17 protein-coding genes and 1 pseudogene are annotated in these 23,656 nt (G+C 65.2%); 6 read left to right on the top strand and 12 right to left on the bottom strand.

Annotated features, from left to right (window positions below; all coding sequences use genetic code 11):
* Positions 1–25: 25 nt before the first annotated feature.
* The gene (locus BM43_RS29425; RefSeq protein ID WP_036052159.1) at positions 26–1,351 is read right to left on the bottom strand and encodes a tetratricopeptide repeat protein; all 1,326 of its coding nucleotides are present in this window, start codon (positions 1,349–1,351) and stop codon (positions 26–28) included.
* 143 nt (positions 1,352–1,494) lie between these two features.
* Complete coding sequence (locus BM43_RS29420) at positions 1,495–2,127, bottom strand: HD domain-containing protein (protein WP_036052160.1); 633 nt, start codon at positions 2,125–2,127, stop codon at positions 1,495–1,497.
* A 170-nt stretch (positions 2,128–2,297) separates the two neighbouring features.
* Between BM43_RS29420 and BM43_RS29415 the strand changes: the two genes are divergently transcribed.
* The 3 genes from BM43_RS29415 (at position 2,298) to BM43_RS29405 (ending at position 6,794) form a co-directional block, all read left to right on the top strand.
* Positions 2,298–3,263 (top strand): LysR family transcriptional regulator, encoded by a 966-nt coding sequence (locus BM43_RS29415; protein WP_025099660.1) that lies wholly within the window; start codon positions 2,298–2,300, stop codon positions 3,261–3,263.
* Positions 3,264–3,266: 3 nt separating this feature from the next.
* Positions 3,267–4,085 carry an AraC family transcriptional regulator gene (locus tag BM43_RS29410; protein WP_036052161.1) on the top strand — a complete coding sequence of 273 codons (819 nt, stop codon included), beginning with the start codon at positions 3,267–3,269 and terminating at the stop codon, positions 4,083–4,085.
* Between the two features lie 717 nt (positions 4,086–4,802).
* Positions 4,803–6,794 carry a S53 family peptidase gene (locus BM43_RS29405; protein ID WP_036052162.1) on the top strand — a complete coding sequence of 664 codons (1,992 nt, stop codon included), beginning with the start codon at positions 4,803–4,805 and terminating at the stop codon, positions 6,792–6,794.
* A gap of 178 nt (positions 6,795–6,972) precedes the next feature.
* Here the strand turns inward: BM43_RS29405 and BM43_RS29400 are convergent, their stop codons facing one another.
* The 4 genes from BM43_RS29400 to BM43_RS29385 form a co-directional block, all read right to left on the bottom strand.
* Positions 6,973–8,292, bottom strand: coding sequence for an ATP-grasp domain-containing protein (locus tag BM43_RS29400; RefSeq protein ID WP_036052164.1), 1,320 nt, complete (start codon positions 8,290–8,292; stop codon positions 6,973–6,975).
* Between the two features lie 13 nt (positions 8,293–8,305).
* Positions 8,306–9,544 (bottom strand): ATP-grasp domain-containing protein, encoded by a 1,239-nt coding sequence (locus tag BM43_RS29395; protein WP_042285214.1) that lies wholly within the window; start codon positions 9,542–9,544, stop codon positions 8,306–8,308.
* A 10-nt stretch (positions 9,545–9,554) separates the two neighbouring features.
* Positions 9,555–10,250, bottom strand: coding sequence for a hypothetical protein (locus BM43_RS29390; protein WP_013697234.1), 696 nt, complete (start codon positions 10,248–10,250; stop codon positions 9,555–9,557).
* 168 nt (positions 10,251–10,418) lie between these two features.
* Positions 10,419–11,315 (bottom strand): EamA family transporter, encoded by an 897-nt coding sequence (locus BM43_RS29385; RefSeq protein ID WP_013697233.1) that lies wholly within the window; start codon positions 11,313–11,315, stop codon positions 10,419–10,421.
* Between the two features lie 91 nt (positions 11,316–11,406).
* Here BM43_RS29385 and BM43_RS29380 point away from each other — a divergent pair, with 91 nt between their 5' ends.
* Entirely contained in the window at positions 11,407–12,339 is a 933-nt protein-coding gene (locus tag BM43_RS29380; protein ID WP_036052166.1) for a LysR family transcriptional regulator, read from the top strand.
* Positions 12,340–12,565: 226 nt separating this feature from the next.
* On the top strand, positions 12,566–14,254 hold the full coding sequence (locus BM43_RS29375) for a tannase/feruloyl esterase family alpha/beta hydrolase (RefSeq protein ID WP_036052167.1): 1,689 nt from the start codon (positions 12,566–12,568) through the stop codon (positions 14,252–14,254).
* Between the two features lie 24 nt (positions 14,255–14,278).
* Here the strand turns inward: BM43_RS29375 and BM43_RS29370 are convergent, their stop codons facing one another.
* The 3 genes from BM43_RS29370 to BM43_RS40890 all read right to left on the bottom strand — a co-directional run bounded on the left by BM43_RS29370 (position 14,279) and on the right by BM43_RS40890 (position 16,117).
* Positions 14,279–14,890: a 3'-5' exonuclease gene (locus BM43_RS29370; protein WP_036052168.1), complete on the bottom strand. Its 612-nt coding sequence runs from the start codon at positions 14,888–14,890 to the stop codon at positions 14,279–14,281.
* 144 nt (positions 14,891–15,034) lie between these two features.
* The gene (locus BM43_RS42370) at positions 15,035–15,631 is read right to left on the bottom strand and encodes a hypothetical protein (protein WP_230676292.1); all 597 of its coding nucleotides are present in this window, start codon (positions 15,629–15,631) and stop codon (positions 15,035–15,037) included.
* Positions 15,632–15,781: 150 nt separating this feature from the next.
* Positions 15,782–16,117, bottom strand: coding sequence for an ESPR-type extended signal peptide-containing protein (locus BM43_RS40890; protein ID WP_111946487.1), 336 nt, complete (start codon positions 16,115–16,117; stop codon positions 15,782–15,784).
* Positions 16,118–16,865: 748 nt separating this feature from the next.
* Here BM43_RS40890 and BM43_RS40885 point away from each other — a divergent pair.
* A pseudogene (locus BM43_RS40885) lies at positions 16,866–17,078 on the top strand (IS5/IS1182 family transposase); the annotation flags it as partial.
* A 9-nt stretch (positions 17,079–17,087) separates the two neighbouring features.
* On the opposite strand, the gene BM43_RS40880 reads toward BM43_RS40885, so the two are convergent.
* The 3 genes from BM43_RS40880 to BM43_RS29355 all read right to left on the bottom strand — a co-directional run bounded on the left by BM43_RS40880 (position 17,088) and on the right by BM43_RS29355 (position 23,608).
* Positions 17,088–17,957 carry an SH3 domain-containing protein gene (locus BM43_RS40880; RefSeq protein WP_126242089.1) on the bottom strand — a complete coding sequence of 290 codons (870 nt, stop codon included), beginning with the start codon at positions 17,955–17,957 and terminating at the stop codon, positions 17,088–17,090.
* An 86-nt stretch (positions 17,958–18,043) separates the two neighbouring features.
* Complete coding sequence (locus tag BM43_RS29360) at positions 18,044–21,010, bottom strand: hypothetical protein (protein ID WP_036052169.1); 2,967 nt, start codon at positions 21,008–21,010, stop codon at positions 18,044–18,046.
* 69 nt (positions 21,011–21,079) lie between these two features.
* Positions 21,080–23,608, bottom strand: a complete 2,529-nt coding sequence (locus tag BM43_RS29355) for a type VI secretion system Vgr family protein (RefSeq protein WP_080742100.1) — start codon at positions 23,606–23,608, stop codon at positions 21,080–21,082.
* Positions 23,609–23,656 lie beyond the last annotated feature (48 nt).

Below are 23,656 nucleotides of genomic sequence, written 5' to 3'. Positions count from 1 at the left end.
TCGCGCCGGGCATGGTCCGAGCCGCTCAGGTCGAAGGCGTCCTCGCCCACTCTCCCAGCGCCTGTCTCACGCGAGCCACCACCCGCTCCCATCCCTCCCCATCCGATTGCCGGAACAGGCGCAGACGCGCCGGGTACCAGGGGGTGTCCTCGCGCCCGTGCATCCAGCGCCAGTCGACGTCGCGCCCCGGCAGCAAGACCCAGCAAGGCACGCCCAGGGTCGCGGCGAGATGGGCGACCGAGGTATCCACGCAGATCAGCAGGTCGAGCTGGGCGAGGATGGCCGCGCTGTCGGCCAGGTCCTCCGCCTCGGCGCCGAGCGCCAGCAGCGGCTGGCTGGCCGCCGCGGGCGCGATCTCGTCCTCGCCCGCGCCCTTCTGCAGGCTGACGAAGCCGATCCCGGGCACCGACCAGAGCGGCGCCAGCGCGGCCAGCGACGGCAGCGAGCGATGCGCGTCGTTGTGATGTTGCGGATTGCCCTTCCATGCCAGCCCGACCTTGCGCCCGGCTCCGGGCGCCAAGGTATCGAGCGTATCGAGACGGGCGCGCCAGCGTGCCAGCCGCGCCGGCTCCATCGGCAAGACGACGGGCGCCGGAATCGTGATGGCCGAGGTGCCGAAATGCGCGGGCACGCTGAGCAGGCTGGTCCAGCAATCGAAGCTCGCCGCCCGCGCCTGGGCGCTGTCGTGATCGAGCACCGCGTCGACCCCGGCCACGCCCGCCAGCAGGCGATGCAGGGCGCCCATGCAGGCGACGCTCACGCGGCTCGCGCCGGCGGCCTTGAGCATCGGCAGGTAGCGCGCGAACTGGATCGTGTCGCCCAGGCCATCCTCCTGCCATACCAGCAGCGAGCGCCCGGCCAGCGGCTCGCCCTGCCATTGCGGGCAAGGCAGCATGGCGCGGGTGCGTTGGTGCACGAAGCGCGGGTGCGCGTAGCGCGACTCATAGAGCGGCCAGCCCTCCTCGAAGCGCCCGAGACTCAGCAGCAGCGTGGCCAGGCCAAACAGCGCATCGGGATAGTCGGGGCGCAGCGCCAGCGCGCGTCGATAGGCGAGCTCGGCCTCCTCGAGGCGCCCTGCATGGCGCATCAGGCTGGCGAGGTTGCAATGGGCTTCGGGCAGGTTCGGGTCGAGTACCGACGCGAGGCGCACATGCGCCTCGGCCTCGGCGAAACGCTCCAGCACCTCGAGCACGTTGCCGAGATTGCTGTGCGCCACCGCGGCGCCGGGCAGGATCGCCAGTACCTGGCGATAGGCGTGCTCGGCCTCGGCATGGCGGCCTTGCGCGACCAGCGAGAGGGCGAGATCGAAATGCGCTTGGGCCGGATGCGGATCGGGCGGCGTGGCGGTCATGGCGAGGTGGCGGCGGTCTCGTGGGACGAAGACGCTACGCTAGCGCAAGCCCGCCCGGCCCGATCGCGCGAGCTGCGCGCCTGCCGGGCCGCAATTCGGGCAATCGCGGCCGCGCGAGGCGACCTGGAGGGAAGGCGCGAGGATCAGCCCGGCTGGCCGGCCCGCGCCTCGCGCGAGGCGAAATGCGCGCGCACGCGCTGGCGCGCCGCTTCCCACAGCACGGGCGAGCCGCGCTCGATCACCGGGCCGTAGCGCTCCAGCACCTGCTGCTCGCTCACGCCGTTCTCGGTCCAGGTGCCGCCGTCGGTCAGGGTATTGAGCAGCAGCGGCTGCAGCCGGTCGAGCGACTTGGCGAACACCGCCTCGGGCGTTTGCGCCGCCTCGAACTCCTCCCACAGGCCCAGCATCGCCTCGGCCTGCGGGCTGGGCAGCAGGCCGAAGATGCGCCGGGCGGCGCGGCGCTCGGCTGCCTCGATCTGCGCGGCCTCGGCGCTGGAGGCGTGGATCGGATGATCGCCGGCGTCGATCTCGACGATGTCGTGCACCAGCAGCAGCCGGACCACGTGCAGCACGTCGACCTCGCCGGCATGCTCGGCCAGCGTCAGCGCGAACATCGACAGGTGCCAGCCATGCTCGGCGGAGTTTTCCTTGCGGCTGCGATCGATCAGCGGCGACTGGCGCATCACGGACTTGAGCTTGTCCAGCTCGGCGAGGAACTCGAATTGCCGCGCGAGCGCGTCGGTGGCGTGGGCGGGGGTGTTCGGGGTCAAATGCATCCTCCTGACGATTCCTGATGGGGTGGATGCCGCAGTTTGGCACGACTGGCCGCCGGCGATCGTCTCGATATCACGATCCAGGCAATTTATCCCTAAAAACGGTCAGGCTTCGCGCCGGCCGGGCGCACGCATGGGATACTGAAATTCGATGAATTCGCCGTGGGCAAGGGATGAACACGACTCAAAACATGAGCGTCTTTGTGCGAGTCGCCGAATCAGGCAGTTTCTCCGGCGCCGCGGCTGCGTTGCAGCGTTCGACGGCCCAGGTCTCGCGCGCCGTGTCGGACCTGGAGGCGCACCTGAGCACCCGGCTGCTGAACCGGAACACCCGCCGCGTCGCACTGACCGAGGCGGGCGAACGCTATCTGCGGCACTGCCGCAAGATTCTCGCCGACCTCGAATTCGCCGAGGCGGAACTGCTCACCGACCAGCCGCCCCAGGTGCCGCGCGGCCAGTTGCGCATCCATTCGATGACCAGCTTCGGCACGCACTACGTGATGCCGCTGGTCGCCGAATTCATGCGCGCCTATCCGCAGATCAGCATCGACCTCACGCTCTCTCAGCGCTCGGTCGACATCCTCAACGAGATGTACGACGGCACCCTCACCATCTCCGACATGCCGGCCGGCGACGGCATCGTCTCGCGGCGGCTCGGCGAGATCTCCTGCATCGTCTGCGCCTCGCCGGACTACCTGGCCGCCCACGGCGTGCCGCGAACGCCCGCCGATCTGCAGGCGCATACCTGCCTGCACCTGCGCTCGCCCGGCATGCCCTTCAGCGACTGGCAATTCAGCGGACCCGCCGGCATCGAGCAGGTACGCTTCGAACAGCATCCCTTCGTGGTCAACGTGGCCGCCTCGATGGCGGTGGCCGTCGAGCAAGGCATGGGCGTCGGCATCCTGCCCGCGCCGATCGCCCTGGGCGGCCTGCGCAAGGGCACGCTGCGGCGCCTGCTTCCCGCGTACACGATGCCGTCGATGCTCGTCGAGCTGGCCCACCCGGCGCGCGCCCAGCTCAGCCCGCAGCTCGGCGCCTGGATCGCGTTCCTGGCCGATCGCCTGCCGGCGATGCTGGCGCGCGATGCCCAGGCGCTGGCCGAGGGCACCGGCAATGCGGATGCGCCGGCGCAAGGGTGAGCCTTGCGCAACCCGAACCCCACCCACGCCCCGGCCGCCTTCGACCCGGATCACCATTCGGCCCGCGCCGTGGCCCTGCACCTGGATGCGCGCGACAACGCGGTCGAGTTGCCGGTTCACCGGCACCGGCGAGGCCAGTTGGTGATCGCGCGGCGCGGCTTCGTCACCTGCCTGGTCGAAAGCGGCGTGTGGGTAGTGCCGCATCATTGCGGCGTGTGGATTCCCGGCGGCGTCGCGCACAGCAACCGGGTGGCGGCCAATGGGGAAATCACCGTGCTGTTCGTCGAGCCGGGCGCGGCGCGCATGCCGCAACACTGCTGCACCTTCGCGATCCCGCCGCTGATCCGCGAACTGATCGCCCATCTCGCCGAGCGCCCCCACGACTACGAGGAAGACAGCGCGACCGGCCGCCTGGCCGCCGTCCTGCTCGAACAACTGGGCGGCATGCCGCTGGAGCAGCTGCACCTGCCGATGTCGCCGAAACGGCAACTGCGCCGGATCGCGGCCGCCTTGCTCAAGGACCCGTCGAATCGCGCCACGGTCGCGCAATGGGCGGCGCAAGTGGCGCTCAGCGAGCGCAGCCTGGCGCGGCTCGTGATGGCCGAGACCGGCTTGAGCTTCGGCCGCTGGCGGCGCCAGCTGCACATCGTGGTGGCGATCCAGAGGCTCTCGACGGGGCTGCCGGTGCAGCGTGTGGCCGCGGAGCTCGGCTACGAATCGGTGAATGCCTTCATCACCATGTTCAAGAAGGTGCTGGGGAAAACGCCGGGGCATTACCTGCCGCGCGCGGCGCAGGTTCGCGACGACACGCATCGATCGTGAACAATCGCGCCAATCGCATCGCACTTGCGCAATTGACAAAATCCTTTCATCCCTCGTAAAACAACACCGGATTTCGCCAGCCATTTCCACCACGAACAAATAATCAAAATCGACCATCAACGGCCGATCATCAAACGAAATATATTTCTTTTCCGGAATCCGAATTCCTCGAAAGATCCCTGCCCGGTTTCGCGGAATCTCGCCAGATGGTCGATTTCCTCGGGTGTTTAGCGAAGTCGCGGCAACAAGAATGCTCGCCGCCGGGCATATAAGCATCCGAGAAAAAACACTAAAAAATGCCTCCCGGACATTTGACCCATTCGATTTTCCCCACTATCTTCCCCATCACTTCAGCAATCTTTCAAATTCTCACCAACGCTTTCCAGGCATTTCATCCGATGCGCCCGCATCGGGGATGAGATTCGCACTCCGGAATATCAGCATCAGCGCATGCATGACAGGCGGCCTGCCCGATCCGGGTAGCGCAGCCGCATTGGCGTCGCCGCTCCGATCACCCCCGGCGCGGCGGCATACGAGGGGGCCGCAAGGTCGCATCGGTGGATCACCGATCGCCCGACCGGTCTTGTTTTGCCGGGAGGGAAACATGTCGCCGTGATTCGCGTCCGCTTCGCCGTGCTCGCAGCAAGCGAGCGCAGCCCGTCGAGCCTCGACGGGTATCGCCGATTTCATCTCCTGCCTTTCCGTTCGGAGTCGAACATGTCAAACCATCAGTCCGTCCAGCGCCGTGCCCTGAAGCGTTTTGCCTTTTCGCTGCTCCCCATCGCGGCCGCCGTGCTCGCGCAGCCTGCCGCGCACGCGGCCGATCCCGGCAACTGGGTCGCCACCCGCACCCAGGCCTTCCTGCTGCCGGCCGGCGCGAGCGCCGGCACCGCCAGCACCACGCAAGCGCGTACCGCCGCCACCCGCTACGCGCTCAACAGCGCCGGCAAGCCGGCCCTGCCCAACACGCAGGTCACGCCGCTGGAACTGAGCCAGCCGCTGCATATCGCGGTGGCACTGAAGAATCGCAACGAGGCCGAGCTCGACGCGCTGCTCAAGGAGATCGAGCAGCCGGGCAGCGCCAACTACCAGAAATACCTCACGCCGGCCCAGTTCAAGGCCCGCTTCGCGCCCACCGACGAACAGGTGCAGGCGGTGATCGCGCATCTGAAGGCGAGCGGTTTCAGTCATGTCGAGGTGTCGGCGAACAACAAGCTGGTCACGGCCAGCGGCAACGCGAGCGACGTGCAGAACGCCTTCCATGCCAGCCTCAAGCGCTTCAGCTACCTGGGCAAGCCGGTGTATGCGAACGACACGCCCGCGCTGGTTCCGGCGCAGCTGGGCGCGACCGTGGACAGCGTGCTCGGCCTGCAGAACGTGGTGACGCCGCACCCGCAGATCGCCCTGCCGCCGGCGAACCCGGCGCGCAACCAGGGGGCCTCGGCCAACGCGGCCGCGCCGCAGGCCGCCGCGGCCTCGCAGGTGGCCCACCAGCCGACCGATTTCGCGAAGATCTACAACGCCGGCAGCCTGCCGGCGGCGACCAAGACCACGGTGGGCATCATCACCTGGGGCGATGTCTCGCAGGCCATCACCGATCTCAACATCTTCACCAGGAACGCCGGGCTGGCCACCGTCGACACCAAGGTGGTGGCCGGCGGATCGGGCACCCTCAATCCGATCGACGACAATTCGCTGGGCGAGTGGAATCTCGACAGCCAGAGCATCATCGGCACCTCGGGCGGGGTCAAGCAGCTGATCTTCTACTCCGCGCTCAATACCATCGACGACGGCTCGGGCGTCAGCTACGTGGCTTCCGATGCGGACATCGCCGCCGCCTACGACAAGGCGGTGAGCGACAACGAGGCCAAGATCATCAACGTCTCGCTGGGCGCGGACGAGACGGCGGCGGGCGGCAGCGGCGCGCTGGCCGCGCTCGACAGCACCTTCAAGCAGGCGGTGGCGCAGGGGCAGATCTTCTCGGTGTCCTCGGGCGACGCGGGCGTCTATCAATGGTCGCGTTCGCCCTATGGCCAGCCCGGCGTGGTCGGCAGCGACTCGAACTACTGGTTCGATGCCTTGTTCGGCTCGCCGCGCCTGACATCGACCGTCGACCTGGGCAAGTACAGCGTGTCGACCCCCGCCAGCTCGCCGTATGTGGTCGCGGTCGGCGGCACCACGCTATCCACCACCAACACCACCACCTGGGCCGGCGAAACGGCCTGGAACGAAGGCCTGCGCTTTGCCGACGCCACCAGCAGCGGCGCGCTCGACGATGCCGTGCGGCTGTGGGCGACCGGCGGCGGCGTCAGCCAGTACGAACCCGTGCCTGCCTGGCAAACCGCCACGCTGGGCAAGTCGGTCACCAAGCGCGCGCTGCCGGATGTGTCCTTCGATGCGGCCAGCGCGACCGGCGCGATCCTGGTCCACAAGGGCAAGACCGGTTATGGGCCGGTGGGCGGCACCAGCCTCGCCTCGCCGATCTTCGTGGGCGGCTTCGCGCGGGTCGAGTCGGCGCACGACAACAGCATCGGCTTCCCCAATCCCGGCTTTTACCAGAACCTGCCCGCCAGCCCGACGCTGGTGCACGACGTCACGTCCGGCAACAACGGTTATGACGGGCATGGCTACAAGGCCGGCGCGGGCTGGGACTACGCGACCGGTCACGGCAGCCTGGACTTCGCCAAGCTGAGCGCCAGCTACAAGTGATGTCGCGCGACGGCATCGACAACCTGAATCGGGGCGTCGATGTCGTCGGGAGAAAGCGCGGCGATTCCCGGTGATTCGAGGGGGATGCCGCGCGCCACGAAAGACGGGCCCGGCACGCGAGGCAACAAGCTCGCGTGCCGGGCCCGTTGCCGGGTATCGGGGTACCGGGGTACCGGGTTCAGGCCGCTGCCGATGCCGATTGCAGCTGGGCCACCCCCTGCCCGCGCGGCCAGCCGGGACGGCTCGGCGCCGTGAGATCCGCGAGCGTGTAGCGGAACTCGCGCAGCGTGGCGTCGATCGCCGCGCCGATCTCGTCCTCCGACGCCCCGCGATAGCGGAAGCGCGCGAGGATCGTATCGTAGCCGCCCTTGCCGTCGAAGCCATGATGGCGCTTGGGCAGCACGGCACGATACAGCGCCGCGATGCCCGACGGCACCTCGGCCTCGACGAAGCGGCTGCCGACCGGCTCGGGCAGCATCAGGAAGCCGCCGCGCAGCGGCGAGGCGGACGCGGCCCGCGCCGCCTGCGCGCGCGCGGCGAAGCGCGCCGCGTCGCCCGATTGCTGGGCGACCCACAGGTCGTAGAGGTCGACGCCATAGAGATCGCGGAACAGGAACGGAATCTCCCCGCCGCCGACGCGCGCGCCGATCTCCAGGAAGGTCAGGCCGTCGCCGCCGCGGATCACCTCCAGGTGGAAGGCGCCGTCGTCGAGCCCGAGCGCGCGCAGGCTGTCCCGCGCGAACGCGAGCAGCGCGTCGTGGGCCGGGCCGGGGTCGAGCATCACCGAGCCGAGCGGCTTGCCGTTGGCGAAATCGAGGCAGGTGTTGACGTAGCGCGAGGCACGCGCGATCACGAATTCGCCATCGGCGACCAGCCCGTCGACGTGATAGATCGGCCCCTCGATGTACTCCTCGCACTCGTGGTCGGCACGCGCCAGCGTCGGCCAAAGCGCCGCGAGCTGCGCGGGCGTATCGACACGCCGCACGCCCGCGCTGGCCGCGCCGGCGCGCGGCTTCAGGACCAGCGGAAAACGCAGCGCGGCGAGCGCCGGCGCATCGGGCGCGTCGACCTCGTCCAGCGCGACGAAGCGCGGCACGCGCAGGCCCGCCGCGGCCACCACCTGCTTCATCACGGCCTTGTCGCGAAAGCGAGCCACCGCCGCGGGCCGATCGCCGGGAATGTCGAAGGCCTCGCGCAGCCGGCCCGCCGCGATCAGGTCGAACTCCGACAGCGCGACCAGCCGGTCGATGCCGCCCAGCGCCGCGCCGCAGGCTCGCACGGCCTCGTGCAGGGCCGCCTCGTCGAGGAAGTCGGGCAGCCGCTCGAGATGCGCGATACGCGAGGCGGCGAGCGCGGCGGCGCCGTCGGGCGTGCAGACATAGGCCACCTCGTGCGCGGCGTGGTCGATGTAGCGGTGATAGGCGGCGAAATCGTCGGACCAGCGATTGAGCACGACGATGCGGCTGCGCCCGGGAGAAGGTTGCGGATGCAAGCTCATTGGCGTATCTCCTTCAGAGATCGGTCAGCGCGGGGCCGAATTCGAGCGCGCGCAGCGCCTCGGCCACGCGCCGATCGAGCGTCGCCCGATCCGGCGCTGTGAACAGCACATGCCCGACGCGGCCGCGAAAATCGGTCAGGCGCGGCACCAGCTCGCCAAGGCGCGGGTAGATCTCGATCTCCTCGAAACCGGGCAGCGCGCGCACCGGCTCGATGCCGTGCACGCCGGCGAAACGCCCCGCCGCGTCCGGCGCGAGGAAACGCACACCGCTCACCTGGGTGGCGAGCCGGCCCTCGTAGGCGGGCGCCGGGTCCGCCTCGCCGAGATGGGCGCGGATCATCACCTCGGGCAGCGAGATCGACTTGCTGAGCTCGACCAGCCGATAGATGCGATCGCCGCCGAGTCGCGCGGCGATCTCGATCAGCACCGGGCCGTCGCGCGTGATACGCGCCTCGGCATGGAACACGCCGAGCGTGAGCCCGATGCGCGCCGCCGCGGCCTCGACATAGGCGACCAGCGTCGCCCGCGTCTCGGGCGCGAGCGGCGCGTCGACCACGTGCCCCATCTCGACGAAGTACGGCTCGGGCCCGAGCAGCTTCTCGGTCACCGCGAGCACGCGCGGCCCGTGCCGGCCGACGTAGCCCTCCAGGCTGTATTCGGGGCCGTCGAGATATTGCTCGAGCAGCAGCGCCTGGCCGAGCTCGCGGCCCATGTCGACCACGCCCTCGCGGGTGGCGCGCTCGACGGCCTCGCGCAGCGCCGGCAGCGAATCGACGCGCGTCACCAGCTGGCTGCCGCAGCCGTCGACGGGCTTGAGCACGGCCGGGAACCCGACCCGCTCGGCGGCGGCCTCCAGCTCGGCCGGTGACGCGATCCGCGCGAAGCGCGGCACCGCCAGCCCGGCCTCGGCCAGCCGCTGCCGGCTGCGATGCTTGTCGCGCGTGAGGGCCGCCGCGTCGGGCGGCAGATGCGGCAGGCCCAGCCGCTCGGCCGCCTGCGCGGCCACGCCGACCACGTATTCGAAGCCCGGGACGATCGCCTCGGCGCCGAGCGCGCGCGCGGCGGCCGCGACCGCCGCCGGCGAACTCGTATCCACGGCGGTAAACGAGGCGGCGGCCGCGCGCAGCTCGGGCGGCACGATGCGCTCGTCGCGATCGGCGGAAAACACGTGGGCGGCAAGCCCGAGCCGCGCGGCGGCGACGACCAGCGCCGCGCCCGACGACGCCGGTTCCAGCACGATGATGGCGGTCATGGCGCGCCCCTCAAGCGGCAACCGCTTCCGGCTGCGCCTGGGTCGCCTCGCGCAGTTCGTCGAAGTACTCGCCGATCAGGCCGACGAAGTGGCGCAAATAGGCTTCGGCCTTGTCGATGCCGCCCCAGCCGTCGATCGCGCGCTGCACCGCGCCCCACATCAGGTCGTCGTGATCGTGCGATTCGTCGTACTGGATATGGCCGAGCGAGCCCTTCACCAGCTCCTGGCCGAAGGCCTGCGCCGCCGCCTCGGTGATGATCTTGTTGTAGCGATCCGAATACCATTCGACGAACCAGTTCCACACCATGGTCGGCAGCGGGCCGTCGCGGCCGATGCTCAGGTACAGGTAGCCGATCAGCTTGTCGGTGCTGTGGAAGGGCTGGATCGCGTCGACCTGCTTGTCGGTCAGGCCGAACTTCTCGATGTCGCGCAGGAACAGGCCTTCATGGCCGTATTCCTCGGCCAGGTATTGCGCGAGGATCTGCGCGAGGTGGTTGTCCTTGAAGCCGATCTTGTAGAGCGCGAAGGCATCGACTTCGTTGTTGAGGCGGATGCGCAGCACGGTTTCGACCAGGTGCCGCCGATAGAACTCGCGGTCGATGCCTTCGCCGCGATGGAACGCGGCCGTTGCCGGCGATGCCGCGAACAGCCGGTTGATGGACTGCTCGGCGACTTGCTCGAAGCGGGCGCGATCGTGGTTTGCCATCTTTTCTCTCCAGGTTCCAGGTCATAGGGGACGGTCCGGCGCGGGCACTGCCCGCGATCCGGCTTTCGGCTACTCGATGACATGGGAGGAAAGACAGCGCGGCTGCGGAAGGCGGCGCCGCTCGGCGCGCCATCCTGCGTCGGCTTTTATGATGACCGGCGGGGCCGGTTACTTCTGTACGACCGCGCCGATGCTCGCGGCCACCACGCAGAAGGTGCCTGCGATCTGTAGCGCGCTCAAGGGCTGCGAGAGCACCAGGAAACCGATCGCCGCGGCGATCGCCGGCTCGGCGCTCATCAGGATGCCGAACGACGAGGCGCTCATGCTGCGCAGCGCGATCAGCTCCAGCACGTAGGGAAACAGCGGCACCAGCATCGCCAGGTAGGCCGCGTCGAGCAACTGCCCGGCGGGCAGGTGGCCGCCGCTTTGCGCGATGCCGAACGGCGTGGTCACCAGCGCGGCCACGATCAGCGAGGTGGCGAGCCCCTGCAGGCCGTCGAACAGCGTGCCCACGCGCTTCATCAGCAGGATGTAGGCGGCCCAGCCGAGCGCCGAGCCGACCGGGAACACCAGCGCGGCGGGCGTGGCGACCCACATGCCGTCCTGGCGCGCCAGCAGCAGCACGCCGGCCAGCGCCAGCACCGGCCACAGCAGCAGGGCCGGCTTGCGCACGCGGAAGGTGGCGATCGCCAGCGGCCCGAGGAAGTTGATCGCGACCGCGAGCCCGAGCGGCACGCGGCGCGCCGCCTCGAAGAAGCACAGCGTCATGCCGGCCATCGCGCTGCCCAGCGCGATCGCGGCGATCCAGCGCTGGCGAGAATAGCTGTGCAGCGGCGGGCGCACCACCACCGCGAGCACCAGCGCGGCGAAACAGAGCCGCAGCCAGGTGGTGCTGACGGTGCCGTATTCGATCGTCGCCGGCCGCGACAGCGCGGCGCCCAACTGCACGCTGCACATCGAGGCGACCGCCAGCAACGGCGCGATAGCAGCCGCGAACGACGCAGGAGCGCGCGATTCGGCAGGCGGGCCGCCGTCCGCCCGGGCGGCGCTCAATTCATCGCTCATGGTGGGTTCCAGGTAGGTGACCGAGCGAGTCTAACCGGGCTCGGGCGCGTGGTATAAGCTGCTTATTCTTATGGCCGCATCAGGAAAATTGATGATCCGAGATCTCGACAGCACCCTGCTGCGCACCTTCGTGACGGTGGTCGAAACCGGCAGCGTGAGCGGCGCGGCCACCGCGCTGCGGCGCACCCAGGCCGCCGTCAGCATGGCCTTGCGGCGGCTCGAGGACGAGGTCGGCCAGCGCCTGCTGGAACGCTCGCCGCGCGGCGTGAAGCCGACCGCGGCCGGCAGCGTGCTGCTGCCCTATGCGCACGAGCTGCTCGGCATCGGCCTGGCCGCGCGCGCGGCGCTCAACGCGGGCGAGATCTCGGGCACGGTGCGGCTCGGCATCCTGGAGGACATCGCGGTGGGCCACCTGCCGCACGCGCTCTCGCAGTTCGCGGCCGCGTTCCCAAATGTCGCGCTGGAGATCGTGGTCGACGCGAGCCCGGTGCTGTCGCAGCGCCTGGCCAATACCTCGCTCGATTTCGCGATCGGCGATCCCAGCCTGATCCGCGCCGAGCCGCTCGTCACCTGGCAGCATCCGCTGCACTGGGCCGCCGCGCGCACGCGCGAGGCGTTCACGCGCGGCGAACCGCTGCCGATCGTGGCCTTCGGCGGCACCTGCCCGTGGCAGGAGAAGCTGTTCGCGACGCTGCGCGATGCGGGCATTGCGTGGCGCGTGATCTGCACCAGCACCAGCCTGTCGGCGATCCAGTCGGCCGTGGAGGCCGGGCTGGGCGTGGCGGTGCTGCTGGACTGGAACGTGCGCCGCGACTCGATGCGTGTGCTCGATCCGCGCGCGGCCGGCCTGCCGGCGCCACCGATGGCGGATTTCGGCTTGTTCAGTCATGCGGATGCCGGCGATCCGGGTTCGGCGTCGGCCACGCTGCAGCGCTTCCTGTTTCATGCCTTGCAGCTCGGCGCGCCCGGCGAGGCGGCCGGGGATGGCGGGCGTCGGGTCGGGTCGCTGCGGGTGGCGATCTGAGCGCGATGCGGGGCCCTCCACACGGCCGCGGTGCGAACGGTCCAGGTTCCCGCCGGCTTCGGGCGAACTATGGGCAACACCGATCGCGCCTCGCGTTTTGTCATGAAATACTCCGGGAACAATTCATCGCGATCCTGTCATCCCGACAATTCGCCCACGCCCGCCCGGCGCCGCGCCTCGTGCCGCCCGGCCGGGCTCGCTTCCCGGTCCAGCCCCTTCAGCGGCAATGAAACAGCATTCGGCACATAGGATCCTCATCGTCTTCTCCCTCGCCTCGGCCATGCTCGCCGCCAGCTTCCCGGCGGCCGCGCAACACGCGCCCCGGCAGCCGCGCCACTGCCTGGACCTGGCCGGCGTGCAGATTCCCCCGGCTGAAATCGGCCTGCCGACCGACGGCGCGATGGTGCAGACCGCCTCGACCATCGGCGCGACCACGATCGGCAACCAGGATGGCGATTATTGCCGGCTGACCGGCGTGATCCGCGCGAAGACGGCCGGCACGCCCGACATCCGCTTCGAGATGAACCTGCCGGATCGCTGGAACCGCCGCGCGCTGCAATTCGGCGGCGGCGGCTACAACGGCGTGGTCGTGACCGGCACCGGCCCGACGCCGTTCTCGCCCGATATCGCGCCGCTCGCCCAGGGTTACGCCACCTTCGGCGACGATTCCGGCCATATCGGCAACCCGGGGGAAGGCAGCTTCGGCATGCTCGACGAGGCCGTCATGAACTACGGCTACGCGCATCTGAAGAAGGTCCACGACGTGGCGCTCGCGCTGATCACGCGCGGCTACGAACGCGCGCCCGACAAGATGTATTTCGCGGGCGGCTCGACGGGCGGCCGCGAAGCCTACACGGTGATCCAGCGCTACCCCGACGACTACGACGGCGTGATCGCCAACGCGCCCGCGCTGAACTTCACCGGCGTGCGCCTGATCGGCGTGGCGGTGGGACGGGCCGAGTACCGCAGGCCGGGCGGGTTCGTGTCGAGGCATCTGCTCGAACGCGTGTACGAGCGGACCTTGCAGGTTTGCGATGCGCTGGACGGCGTCGCCGACGGGATCATCAGCGATGTCGAGGCCTGCCGCGCGAAGGAGCCGGAGATCATCGATTCCTTGCGTTGTCCGGATCAGCGTGCATCGGCGGAGGACGTGCCGGCGCAGATGCCGGCGATCGTCGCCAGCCCCGGCGCCTGCCTGACGCCGACGCAGCTCTCAACGCTCGAATTGCTGCGCGACGGGCTGCACCTGCCCTACCCGCTCGCCTGGAACGTCGACGGCTATCGCGGCTACAACGTGTTCCAGGGCACGCGCTTCACGAGCGGGCTCGGCCTCGCCAATTCGCCCTTGCCGCTCGCGCAGCCGCAGTTCCATGAAAACGGCTATCTGTTCGCGCAGGGCGATGCCTATATCCGCTACTTCGTCACCCGCGACACCGGCTTCAACGGGCTCGACTTCGACGTGAAGCACCCTGGCCGCTACCAGCAGCGCCTGGTCTCGCTATCGAAGACGATCGGCGCGATGAATCCGGACCTCTCGCGCTTCATCGCGCGCGGCGGCAAGCTGATCACCATGCAGGGGCTGGCCGATGAAGTGATCAGCCCGAACCAGACGATCGCGTATTACGACAGGCTGGTTGCGCGTTACGGGCAGGAGCGTGTGGATGGCTTCATGCGCCTCTACATGGCGCCGGGTTTCCAGCACGGCAACGGCGTGTTCATTCCGTCGGTCGATCTGCTCGGCGCGCTCGATCGATGGGTGTCGCACGATGTGTCGCCGGAAACGCTGCTGGCCACCGATATCGTGCCGGCCACCAATGGGCGCACGCGCCCGCTGTGCCGATATCCGGCGTTTCCGCGCTATGTGGGCAAGGGGAATGTGAATCGGGCGAGCAGCTTTGTCTGTGCGACGTCGTGACGGGGGCGGCCTCGCGGCTCCCTACTAGGCGCCGACCATCGAACCCAGGAACATCGCGACCTTTGCCTTGCTGGTCTTCTGCAGTCGCGACATGAGCGCGTGATCGATGCGGCTCAGGCCGTAGGTCCGCGCCATGTCGCTTTGCAGGCGGCACCACAGATGGCTCGCCATCTCCGCGTCGACCATCGCACGGTGAGCACGGCCCGTCTTCGGCAGGCTCAGCATCTCGACCAGGCTCGACAGTCGATGGCTTGGCGCCTGCGGACAGATGCGTCGCGCGACCAGCAGCGTGCAGGCGAATTCGTGTGCCGACGGCACGCCGAGCAGCCCCAGCTCCGATTGCCAGAAACGCCGGTCGAAACCGGCGTTGTGGGCCACCACCGGATGGTTTCCGACAAACGCCGCCGCCTCCCGCATCACGCTCGCCACCGGCGGCGCCGACGCGATCATGTCGTTCGTGATGCCGGTCAACGCGACCACGTCCGACGGGATGCGTCGGCCGGCGTTCATCAGGCTCTGATAGCGGTCGACGATTTCGCCATCGCGCAACAGCACGATGGCGATTTCGGTGGCGCGGTCGCCCTGGGCGGGGGAAAGTCCGGTGGTTTCGAAGTCCAGAACGGCAACGGTTTGCATATCTCTTTGCTTGTGCGGCGGGTTTGAATCGGGCGAACTCCCAGGCCCGTGCGGGCTTCGACGCTTGAGCTTGCGGGACGCGGCGGCTTTCGACGCCGCGTCCCAAGTGCCGATGAGAACGAGCTCAAACGGCAATTTGCCGACTTACTTCGCCAGGCGCACCACGTACAGGCCGGAAGCCTGCGCGTTGGCGGCCACGCTGTAGTTCGGCGGGTTCGAAATCGATGCGCCTTGCTGCAGCGGCTGATAGCTCACGGTGCCGCCCGACAGGCTCGCATACTCGATCACGGGCGGATTCTGCGTCGGCTTGACGTCCGTCTTGAAGTTCAGCGTCAGCGTCGACGAGGCCATCGAATGCAGATCGCCGGCGGATTTTACCTCGTAGACATAATCGGCCGCCACGCCGGCGGGAACCGGATCGGGTTTGCCCAGGCAAACGGCGAAGTCGCCGGAGATGCCGTTTGCCGGCGTCTTGATCGTCAGCGTCGCGATGCCGTCGTCGGTCACCAGGTTCATGTTCGCGTTCGAGATGCTGCTGTTCGAGAGCGTCAGTTTCTTGTAGCTGGACGGGCAGGAGAACGCCGCCTCCTTCGTCGTCTCCTTCGAACCCTGCGAGGTCGAGCCCGTGGTGTTTCCGCCGGCCACCGGGGTGCCGCCATCATCGTCACCGCCGCCGCATGCCGACAGCAGGACCGCCACGCTCATGATGCTTGTCAAAACGAAACGCTTTTTCATCTTCATCCTCGTAATTGTTAAATAGGACTAACGAACAACATCACATCCTCGGATCGATCTGGATTCCATCGTCCCGTGTGATTCTTGATAAACCTCGCGCGGCTACGCATCATCGCCTTGCAGCATCGTGGCATTCACGGTTGGACGCCGTTCGAGCTAATCTGCCCGCCGGTGTTCAAAATGAACATCTCGGCTCGCTGGCCGGTAATCTCGGCAAAACCTCGTAGCTTTGACGGGTTGTGACTGCCGAGCTGATTGATGATGATCCGGGCCGCATCGTATTGGTGAGTTGTTCACGATCACGCCGGGTTTCTGGACGTCGAACCGGGAATAGGGGTTAAGCGAAACCCCGCCGCCGCCCAACTTGTTGATATTGATCTGCGGCAGGCTGTTGGGTGTCTGGATAACCGAAGGCGCATTCGCGGTTTCCTCCACGGCGACAAACACGCAGTGGACGCGATTGAACACCAATCGGTGGCTATTTTTGTTCATGTGATTTGGTCTACTCGCAAGTCGCGCCCCGGCGCAATACTGGTCGACTGATAATCACATTCTTACCCGAAACATCCCTCCGCTCGACTATCTCGAATTAAAGAATGTCAAATCAGGCGGGCACGTTGGGTTTTCACCTCGATCAGTCAACCCGGATACGTAATGCAACACCGTCTCAAAAATAACGACACCCTTCACCGGTCGATAACGCCGCGCGACAATCAAGTCGAGATCTCGGAATAATCGTGGAAATATCGGCAGCTCTTTTATCTAATTATTTAGCCTGAACGGCGTGGACTCGCGCTGGCGACATATGGACGGCACACGACTTGATCGACTCACCTTTCGCGGCATCTCAGTCAATTTAACGCGGCTCACGCCCAACAAGAAACCCGCGATGCCTTGCGCGATCGCGGGTTTCAACCTCTCACCGAATCTCGGCGCGCTGCTTGTCTGGTGCGAGGACCGGGACAGAACAAAAATCCACCTACTCCCCTCCGAGCACGAGAAGGGCATCTCAAAATAAGTACATGCCCCCTAATATGCCCCCTTCTCTTGACGCAACTTCGGCTCGGTGACGACAACTTATCCTACCGTCGTGACATGACCATTCCCAACGTCCGAAGTGTTTGTGCATGCTACCGGTCCGGCCGGCATTTCCGATCAGTTTCGCTGCAGACGCTTCTGACCGGGCTTGGGAAAACTCCGACGCGCCAGACACTCGAACAAACGCCGTCGCCGTGCTTATATCGAGCCAATGATCGCGAAGCGCCGGACCGAACACCGCGGTGGACCAGGCAAGTATCGCTGGGTGGTCGACCGCACACATTCCTGGCTCCACAATCTTCGATGCCAACGTACGCGCTTCGAGCGACGTGCCTACATTCACGAAGCATTTCTGAAACTTGGCTGCTCGCTCGTCTGTTGGAACATCTTCGGGCGAGCTGAGCAGGATTTTTGAACCGGCCTCTTAGTGGATAATATCCCGCTGCTCCATCCAGGCTTCAAGGGGCGCTTTCCCCGGACGGATGTAGCGAATGCGTGCCCAATCTGGCGTCTGTTCACCAATAACGGCAACGTGATCGCCACGAATCAGATACCCATGGCGGTTGCTTCCCACCGAAGGTTGCTCATACAGCCATGCGCGGTCTACCTGCACAGTCCATGTTGACGGTGCGCCAGGAGGATTCGATGGCGGGCGGCCGGCGGATGCCTGCGTCGGATGATTCGCGACATGGGCGGGGTTCCCAAGCGCTGTCTGGATTTGCGCGTAGTAGCCGGCGTTTTCGGCGCTCGGCGGATCACATGCACGAAGGTTATCAATGCCGAGCGCAACGCGTACGAACGGCTTGATATTCGCAGCCTTGGCCTGGCTGAATTGTGTCCACACGGCTTGGGCGGTCGGCTTTTCCAGCGCCTTCATCGACTGCAAGTCCGTTTCGCCCGAGTCAAGTTGGCTACGCCAAACCGGGGCTTTGTCATCCCACGCGCCCCCGCAAACGGCACCCGAGTAGTCGCGCGCGACACACCCGGTTTGGGTGTCGAGGATCGGGCAGAACTCGCGACTGGCAACGACAGATTTGCCATCTTCGGATTCCGTTATGCCATTCCGGGTGAGATCGAGCACGACATAACGTCCATCGCTCGATCGTGCGTGGGTCGCGACCGTCGAAAAGATGACGCCGCCCGCCGCAGTAAGTGGTTCGTCCGGGATGATAGGTAACGAACGACCATCCGGGAGTGTGATCGTGAGACGTGTCCAACCCTGCCCGAACGTGCGACTGAGTTCCGACGAGACGGGCGCGGAGTAGACGAGTCGCGCGTGATTGGAAAAATCCATCTCCTGCCGATCCTGCCCGCACCATACCGGCGAGGAAGCCAGCAATGCAGAAATCATTAAAGTGAGTCGTGCTGTTATGCTCATATTCATCCTAGGGTACCTTTGAGTGTCTGATAGCGCCCGGGGGCAACGGACACCCCATTTTGAATCGCCATGCGTCGCGTAATGCCATAGTGATCCGCTAATGCTCGCTCAAGTGTCGATCGGTTTTGCCCCCATTCGCTGGGGTTGCGAGGTGTTGCTGGGTAGGTGGCATAGAGATGATTAAGAGAAGCGGCGACATCGCCCGCCACGTAGCCCGGGCGGTTTACGCTTTGATCGAGCACCGTCGCGCGACCAAGGTCCCCCTGAAAATACTCATCTATTTGGTAAGGATAGCCGGTTGGATTTAATGCCATGTAATGCCGCAACCGCCTGACGAAATCTAGGAGCTGTAGTTTTTGGTAGCGAGCATCGGACAATGCATGCGCAAGCACCGCGATCGCGGGATTCGGCAAATACTTACGGTAGGTGCCGTGATCGCATCCGATCCGTATCTTTTCGCGAAGCGCTACTCCCGTCATAGGCTGACCGCCGGTCACGTCAGGATGCGAGAACGACATACGCGCTGCACTGCCAGAGCCTTCAACTGTCCAACCACAACGCGCAAAGAGCTCTTGGTAGTCGCTCTCATTTTGAGCTCGAAAATCAGCGACTTGGGTCGGTAATTCGCCGCCTCCGTCAGATGGACGAATGGTTTTCTGCATCGCTCCTGCTGTAATCACCTGATCGTCGTAGGACTGCACGGTGTCTAGCTTGCCCTCATTGGGTGCCATCGCCGCGATAATCCGTTTCTCACTTGGAGTAATTTCGTCTCTAGCAAGCATTGCGGCGAGCTCCGGTGCATTCCCGAGCGTTAGCTCGCCCCAGTAAATGGGTCCATATTGACCGTCCCCTCGTGTTACCTGGATCTTGTCATTCAGACAGCAGCCACAAGCACAAGTGTCAGGGTCAAAGAAATTCCCTACGATGCCCATCGGATGCAAGTGATACACGCTCGGCCCCGACAGCGGTTTCAACGCCTCCTTGCACGCATCCCAGATCTGCAACTGCTTGATGCGACCCTTCTCGACCTTCCAATACGGCAAGCCGTCGTGCATGAACGGATCGAGCGCATCCCACTTGCTCATCTGTCCGCCCCACTCGCTCTCGTACTTCACTACCAGATGATCGATCCGGTTCGCGCGCCAGGTGTCCCGCAAAGCACTCAACAGATCCTCGCCGAGCACCTTGCCCTGACGTTGGGCTGCCGGCAGCAAAACCTCGTCGAGTTGCGTGATCAACGCATCGCTTTTCGCGGCATTGAAGCTGGCCTCGAACGCCGTTTTCTCATCAGCCGTGGCGTTGTCATTTTTCAAATGCAGAAAGCGCTTGTAAAGATCTACCGCGGCCAGATTCGATGACAGCAACTTGAAGCCTGCCCAGACCCAACGGTTCTGTAACACAACATGGGCTTGCTCAGAGGCACAGACGAAGCCACTGATGGTCTTTTGCGCGGCATCGCCTGCATTAACTTGATACCAGATGTGCTTCTTGTCGTCGACGTACTCCGTGAGCCCCGCGATATTGACCACACGCATGTAGTCGTTCGTGCCAGCAGGCGAATTGGCCGTCGACAACGGAAACTCATTCCACGCCTTGCGCGCACCCTTGCTATCCAGTTCGCTGCGCTGAATCCAATAAGCGGTCGGGTCGGCCTTCTCGTGCGGCTTGGCCTTGATCTGTACCTTCGCCCATGCACCGCTTTCGGGTGAATCCTTGGCCGGTGCAACAGCGGTTTTCTCCGGCAACGTCAAATCGCCATCCGCCTTGAAGCCATACAACACGGCCCCCTTCTCGAGCACCAACTGAGTCTTCGGCTCTTTCGGCAGTTGGGCCGCGCGCGCGGCACTGCGACTGATGAACGCAGGCAGATCATCGCCGGCGAATACCTCGACGTGCAGCAGTGCGCGTTGCGGGCTCGGCGGCAACGTCGATGCGTGTTGAACGTTCTGATATTCGCCGAGATATCCGATCACTTCGCCGGCACTGATGTGGATCGGCTTCGGCAGCACGTAAACCTTGTCGAGTGCGGCCGGATTGATTTCATCGTCGAACGCAGGGATATACACCCAGCCGGTCGATGCGTCGGCATCCACTTTCCCGCCGGGGGTAATCGGCGCAATGTCGCCTGATACGATTCCCGCGATGCGCCCCCAGCCCTTCGGCGCGCGTGCCGGACGCTGGATCTTGACCTTGCTGCCCGACGGCAAGATACCGAGGTTCTTCTCGGGGCGTCCGTGTTTGTCACGGTGCACATGGATGCCCTTGACTGGATCGCCGGTTTTGACGTTTTCCTGCTCGTCGAGCGCGTCCTTGTCGTGGACCATGTACGTCGATTTGACCGTATAGACCGATTCGGCGTTGTAGTAGCCCGGCCAGATCTTCTTGTTTTTGTCCTCCGCCGAATGCTGGTAAACCTTGCAGGGCGCCAAGTGCATGTACAGGCTAAAAAACACGAGGGTATCGGCCGGATCGACGCTCGGCTTGCCCGGAGGCGGACTGGGCGGCGCAGGCGTGGGCGACGAGGTTTTCCCGGGTGGCGTTGCAGGTTGTTTGGAATCGGCCTTACCCGGCGTATTTGGCGCGTTGTCGGGCGTGCTGGCGGGCACCGGAGGCAAGACGAGCTTGTGCTTTACCAGGGTAAAGCTGCGCGAATACAGCGCAGTTGACTTGTCCGGATAGGTCAATTTCTGATAGTCGCTGTCCAAGCAGTACGCCACCACTTCGCCATCGGCGATGCAGCGCACGCCACCGCCGAGATCCATGTTACCGGCCGCAGAGGAGCCGCCATCCTGGTCAAGGTGAATACCGCCGTGCCAGAGCCCGTTCAATCCGAGCGGGAACGGGCCGTCACTGCCTTGCAGCGCTGCCAGATAAGCGTCCGGGTCAACTGCGGCAGACGAATCTTTTTGCGGGAACGGATAAGCCCATTGCGAAATCGCGGTCAAGGTGTCGCCAGTCTCGGCTGCCATTCTCTGTATTTCCTGATGTGTTCTTGGTGTCATCGCGCGCTACGCGCTTCGTGCTGCTCGGTCAGACGCCTACCCGGAAAAGGAGGTCGAACGCTTCGGCTTACCGTCCGCCGCCACCCACGAAGGGAATGCCGGGTCCAGGCGAGCCGGCCCCGAGAAATTGTGCGAAGCACCTTTTACGTCAATCTTCCCGGGCGCATGAATCTCGATGTTTCCGTTCGATATCCGGATATAGGCGCCACCACTGGTCAGCAGGATTTCCTGCTTGGCTGTGATGTTGACGGTGTCCGTCGCCGACAACACCTTGACTGCCTTCTGCGCGATCAGCTCAATGTTGTCCGACTGCGCCTGAATCTCCACCTTGCCCTTGCCCGCGAACAGTTTCATGCCAGCGTTCTGCACGAACAGGCTCAACTTCTCGGCAACACTGGCGATAAGCGATTTGCCTGCTGCGACATGGGTGCTCTGGCCGCTCACCAGATTCACGTGCTGGTTTGCCGCAAGGTGCACCGATTTCTGCGACGACAAGCCAATCGCTGCCGGGCTGCCGAATACCATCACCGGTTGTTGAAACGCATTGGCGTTGCCGGTACCGCCGCCTGCCGTGTTGCCGCCTGCGGCAAGCGCACCGCTCGCGCTGCTTTGCGTCGCGTCGGTGAAGGCTCGCATCGTGTCATGCGCACCCTGCAGACTTTCAGCTTGATGCTGCACACTCGCGTCCGAAAGCGACTCGACGATGCTCTCGGCATTGACGAGCTGCTGCTGCGTTTCTTTCACATCGAGCTGCTGGCTGTTTGCCTGCTTCGCATGCGTCGTGACGTAGAGGCCCTGGCTCGCGCGCACCGCACCGTAGTTGTCGGTACGCAGATCGAAGCCGCTGCCAAGGTAACCGCCACGCGTATTGCCGCTCTGATCGATCAGGTAACCTAGATGCAACATACTGTTCGCGCTGCTGCTCATCAACTGCACGCGATTCTGACCGGTCGCGTCGTCCATCACCATCTGGTTGTAGCCGCTGCCGCCGTATTCCTTCGAGCGATGGCCCGACAGGATGCCGTTGCTGTGCCACTGCGGCTTTACCGAGCCGTTGTAGACGCGGTGGAGCACGATCGGTCGATCGCAATCTCCGCCAACATAGCCGATCAAGACCTCTTCGCCAACGCGCGGAATATGGACTCCGCCGTAACCATCGCCCGTGTCTGACTGCGCAACCCGAACCCAACATGACGCGCCCGCGTCTCCTGGATTCTGCCGGTCCCAGACAAACATCACCTTCACCCGGTTCAGTTCGTCCGTGTACACCTCCTCCCCTTGAGGCCCGACGACGATCGCTGTCTCCATGTGCATCTTGGGCTTCTTGTGTTCGAACGGGCTGCGGTACGGCACAGTGGTGCGCTGCGCCTCGACTTCCACTAGATAGAATCCCGCCGAGCCGTCGTCGTGCGTAATCGACGCGCCTGAGTACCCGGCCTTCGCTTGTGCCAGCTCGGTTTGCAAGCTATGCGGGAAGCTGGCTTCGTGATCCGACAACGGCAGGTTGTTCTCGATGTAGCGCCAAACCTTGATCGCCGCGAACTCGCGCTGACCAGCAGGATCGCGATCGTGCTCCGGATGACCGCTCAATTCAAACCGTAATCCTGCGTCAATGCCGCGCACGCCGCCTGCCGCAAAGAACCGCTTCGCGCGTGACTCCCATTCTTCCAAGCGGATCTTGGAGAGATGTTCTCCTCGTTCCTGGCGGCCGTACGTGTAGGCGCCTGTGTATTCGTAGACCTCCGTCTGCTCCGGCAGATTGCCCTGCCCCGCCATGGTGGGCAGGGTGGTGCCTTTGGGGTTGGCGATGGAAGACGGTGCTTTGTAATCGAACGTACGCGTCGTATGTACCGAGCTCTGCAATGTCCGCGAACCCGACCACTGCGTGAACGCATCCGCCTCACTGCCCGTGCCGGATCTGTAAAACTCAACAGGATTGCCCGATATCTCGTCGAGCGAATGAACGTCATCGGTCACGACCAGCGTATGCGACTTGCCGTCCTTGCCCTGCCTCCAGAAGCCGAAGAGCCCTTCTTCTTCCATCAGGCGATGGACAAAATCCCAGTCAGATTCGCTCTGGCGGCAATAAGAACGAGACGGCAACGGCTTCGACAGCGCAAACTGGAACTGCCCGCTCGCCTGCGGATGGGCATTGAACACATCCGTCATGATGGCGTCGACACTTTGATCCTGCCAATACCGCATGTCGCGACGGAACCTCAGGAAGTGCATCCACGAGGCGAAAGCCAATTGATAGCTTGCTTGGCTGCCCTCCGCGCCGAGTCGGCGGGCCGTATGAATGTAGCCGTTGATCGGCAAGTAGGACTTGTCCGCTTGCTGAATCCACAGCGTCATCCGCTGCGCAATCAGCGTTTTCAGTTCAATGTCGCTTGCCGTCGACACCATGTCGATCGTGACACCGAAGTCTCGCCCAAGCTCCGAATAGGTCACGGCGCGGCGTGGCACGAGCGCGTTGTCGGGCAGTGACGGAACGTCCGTCTTCAGTAGACGATCTTGCTGGATCAGCCCGCCGCGAAGCGCCTGAATCAAATCGGTCAAGTTCATGTGCTACCTAGTTCTTGTTCATGTCGTGCCCCGCGGGGCGTTCTCTCA

The sequence above is a fragment of the Burkholderia gladioli genome, assembly GCF_000959725.1.
Taxonomy (GTDB): domain Bacteria; phylum Pseudomonadota; class Gammaproteobacteria; order Burkholderiales; family Burkholderiaceae; genus Burkholderia; species Burkholderia gladioli.
Note: the sequence above shows the minus strand (reverse complement) of the source record. Positions and strands in the feature narration are given on the sequence as shown.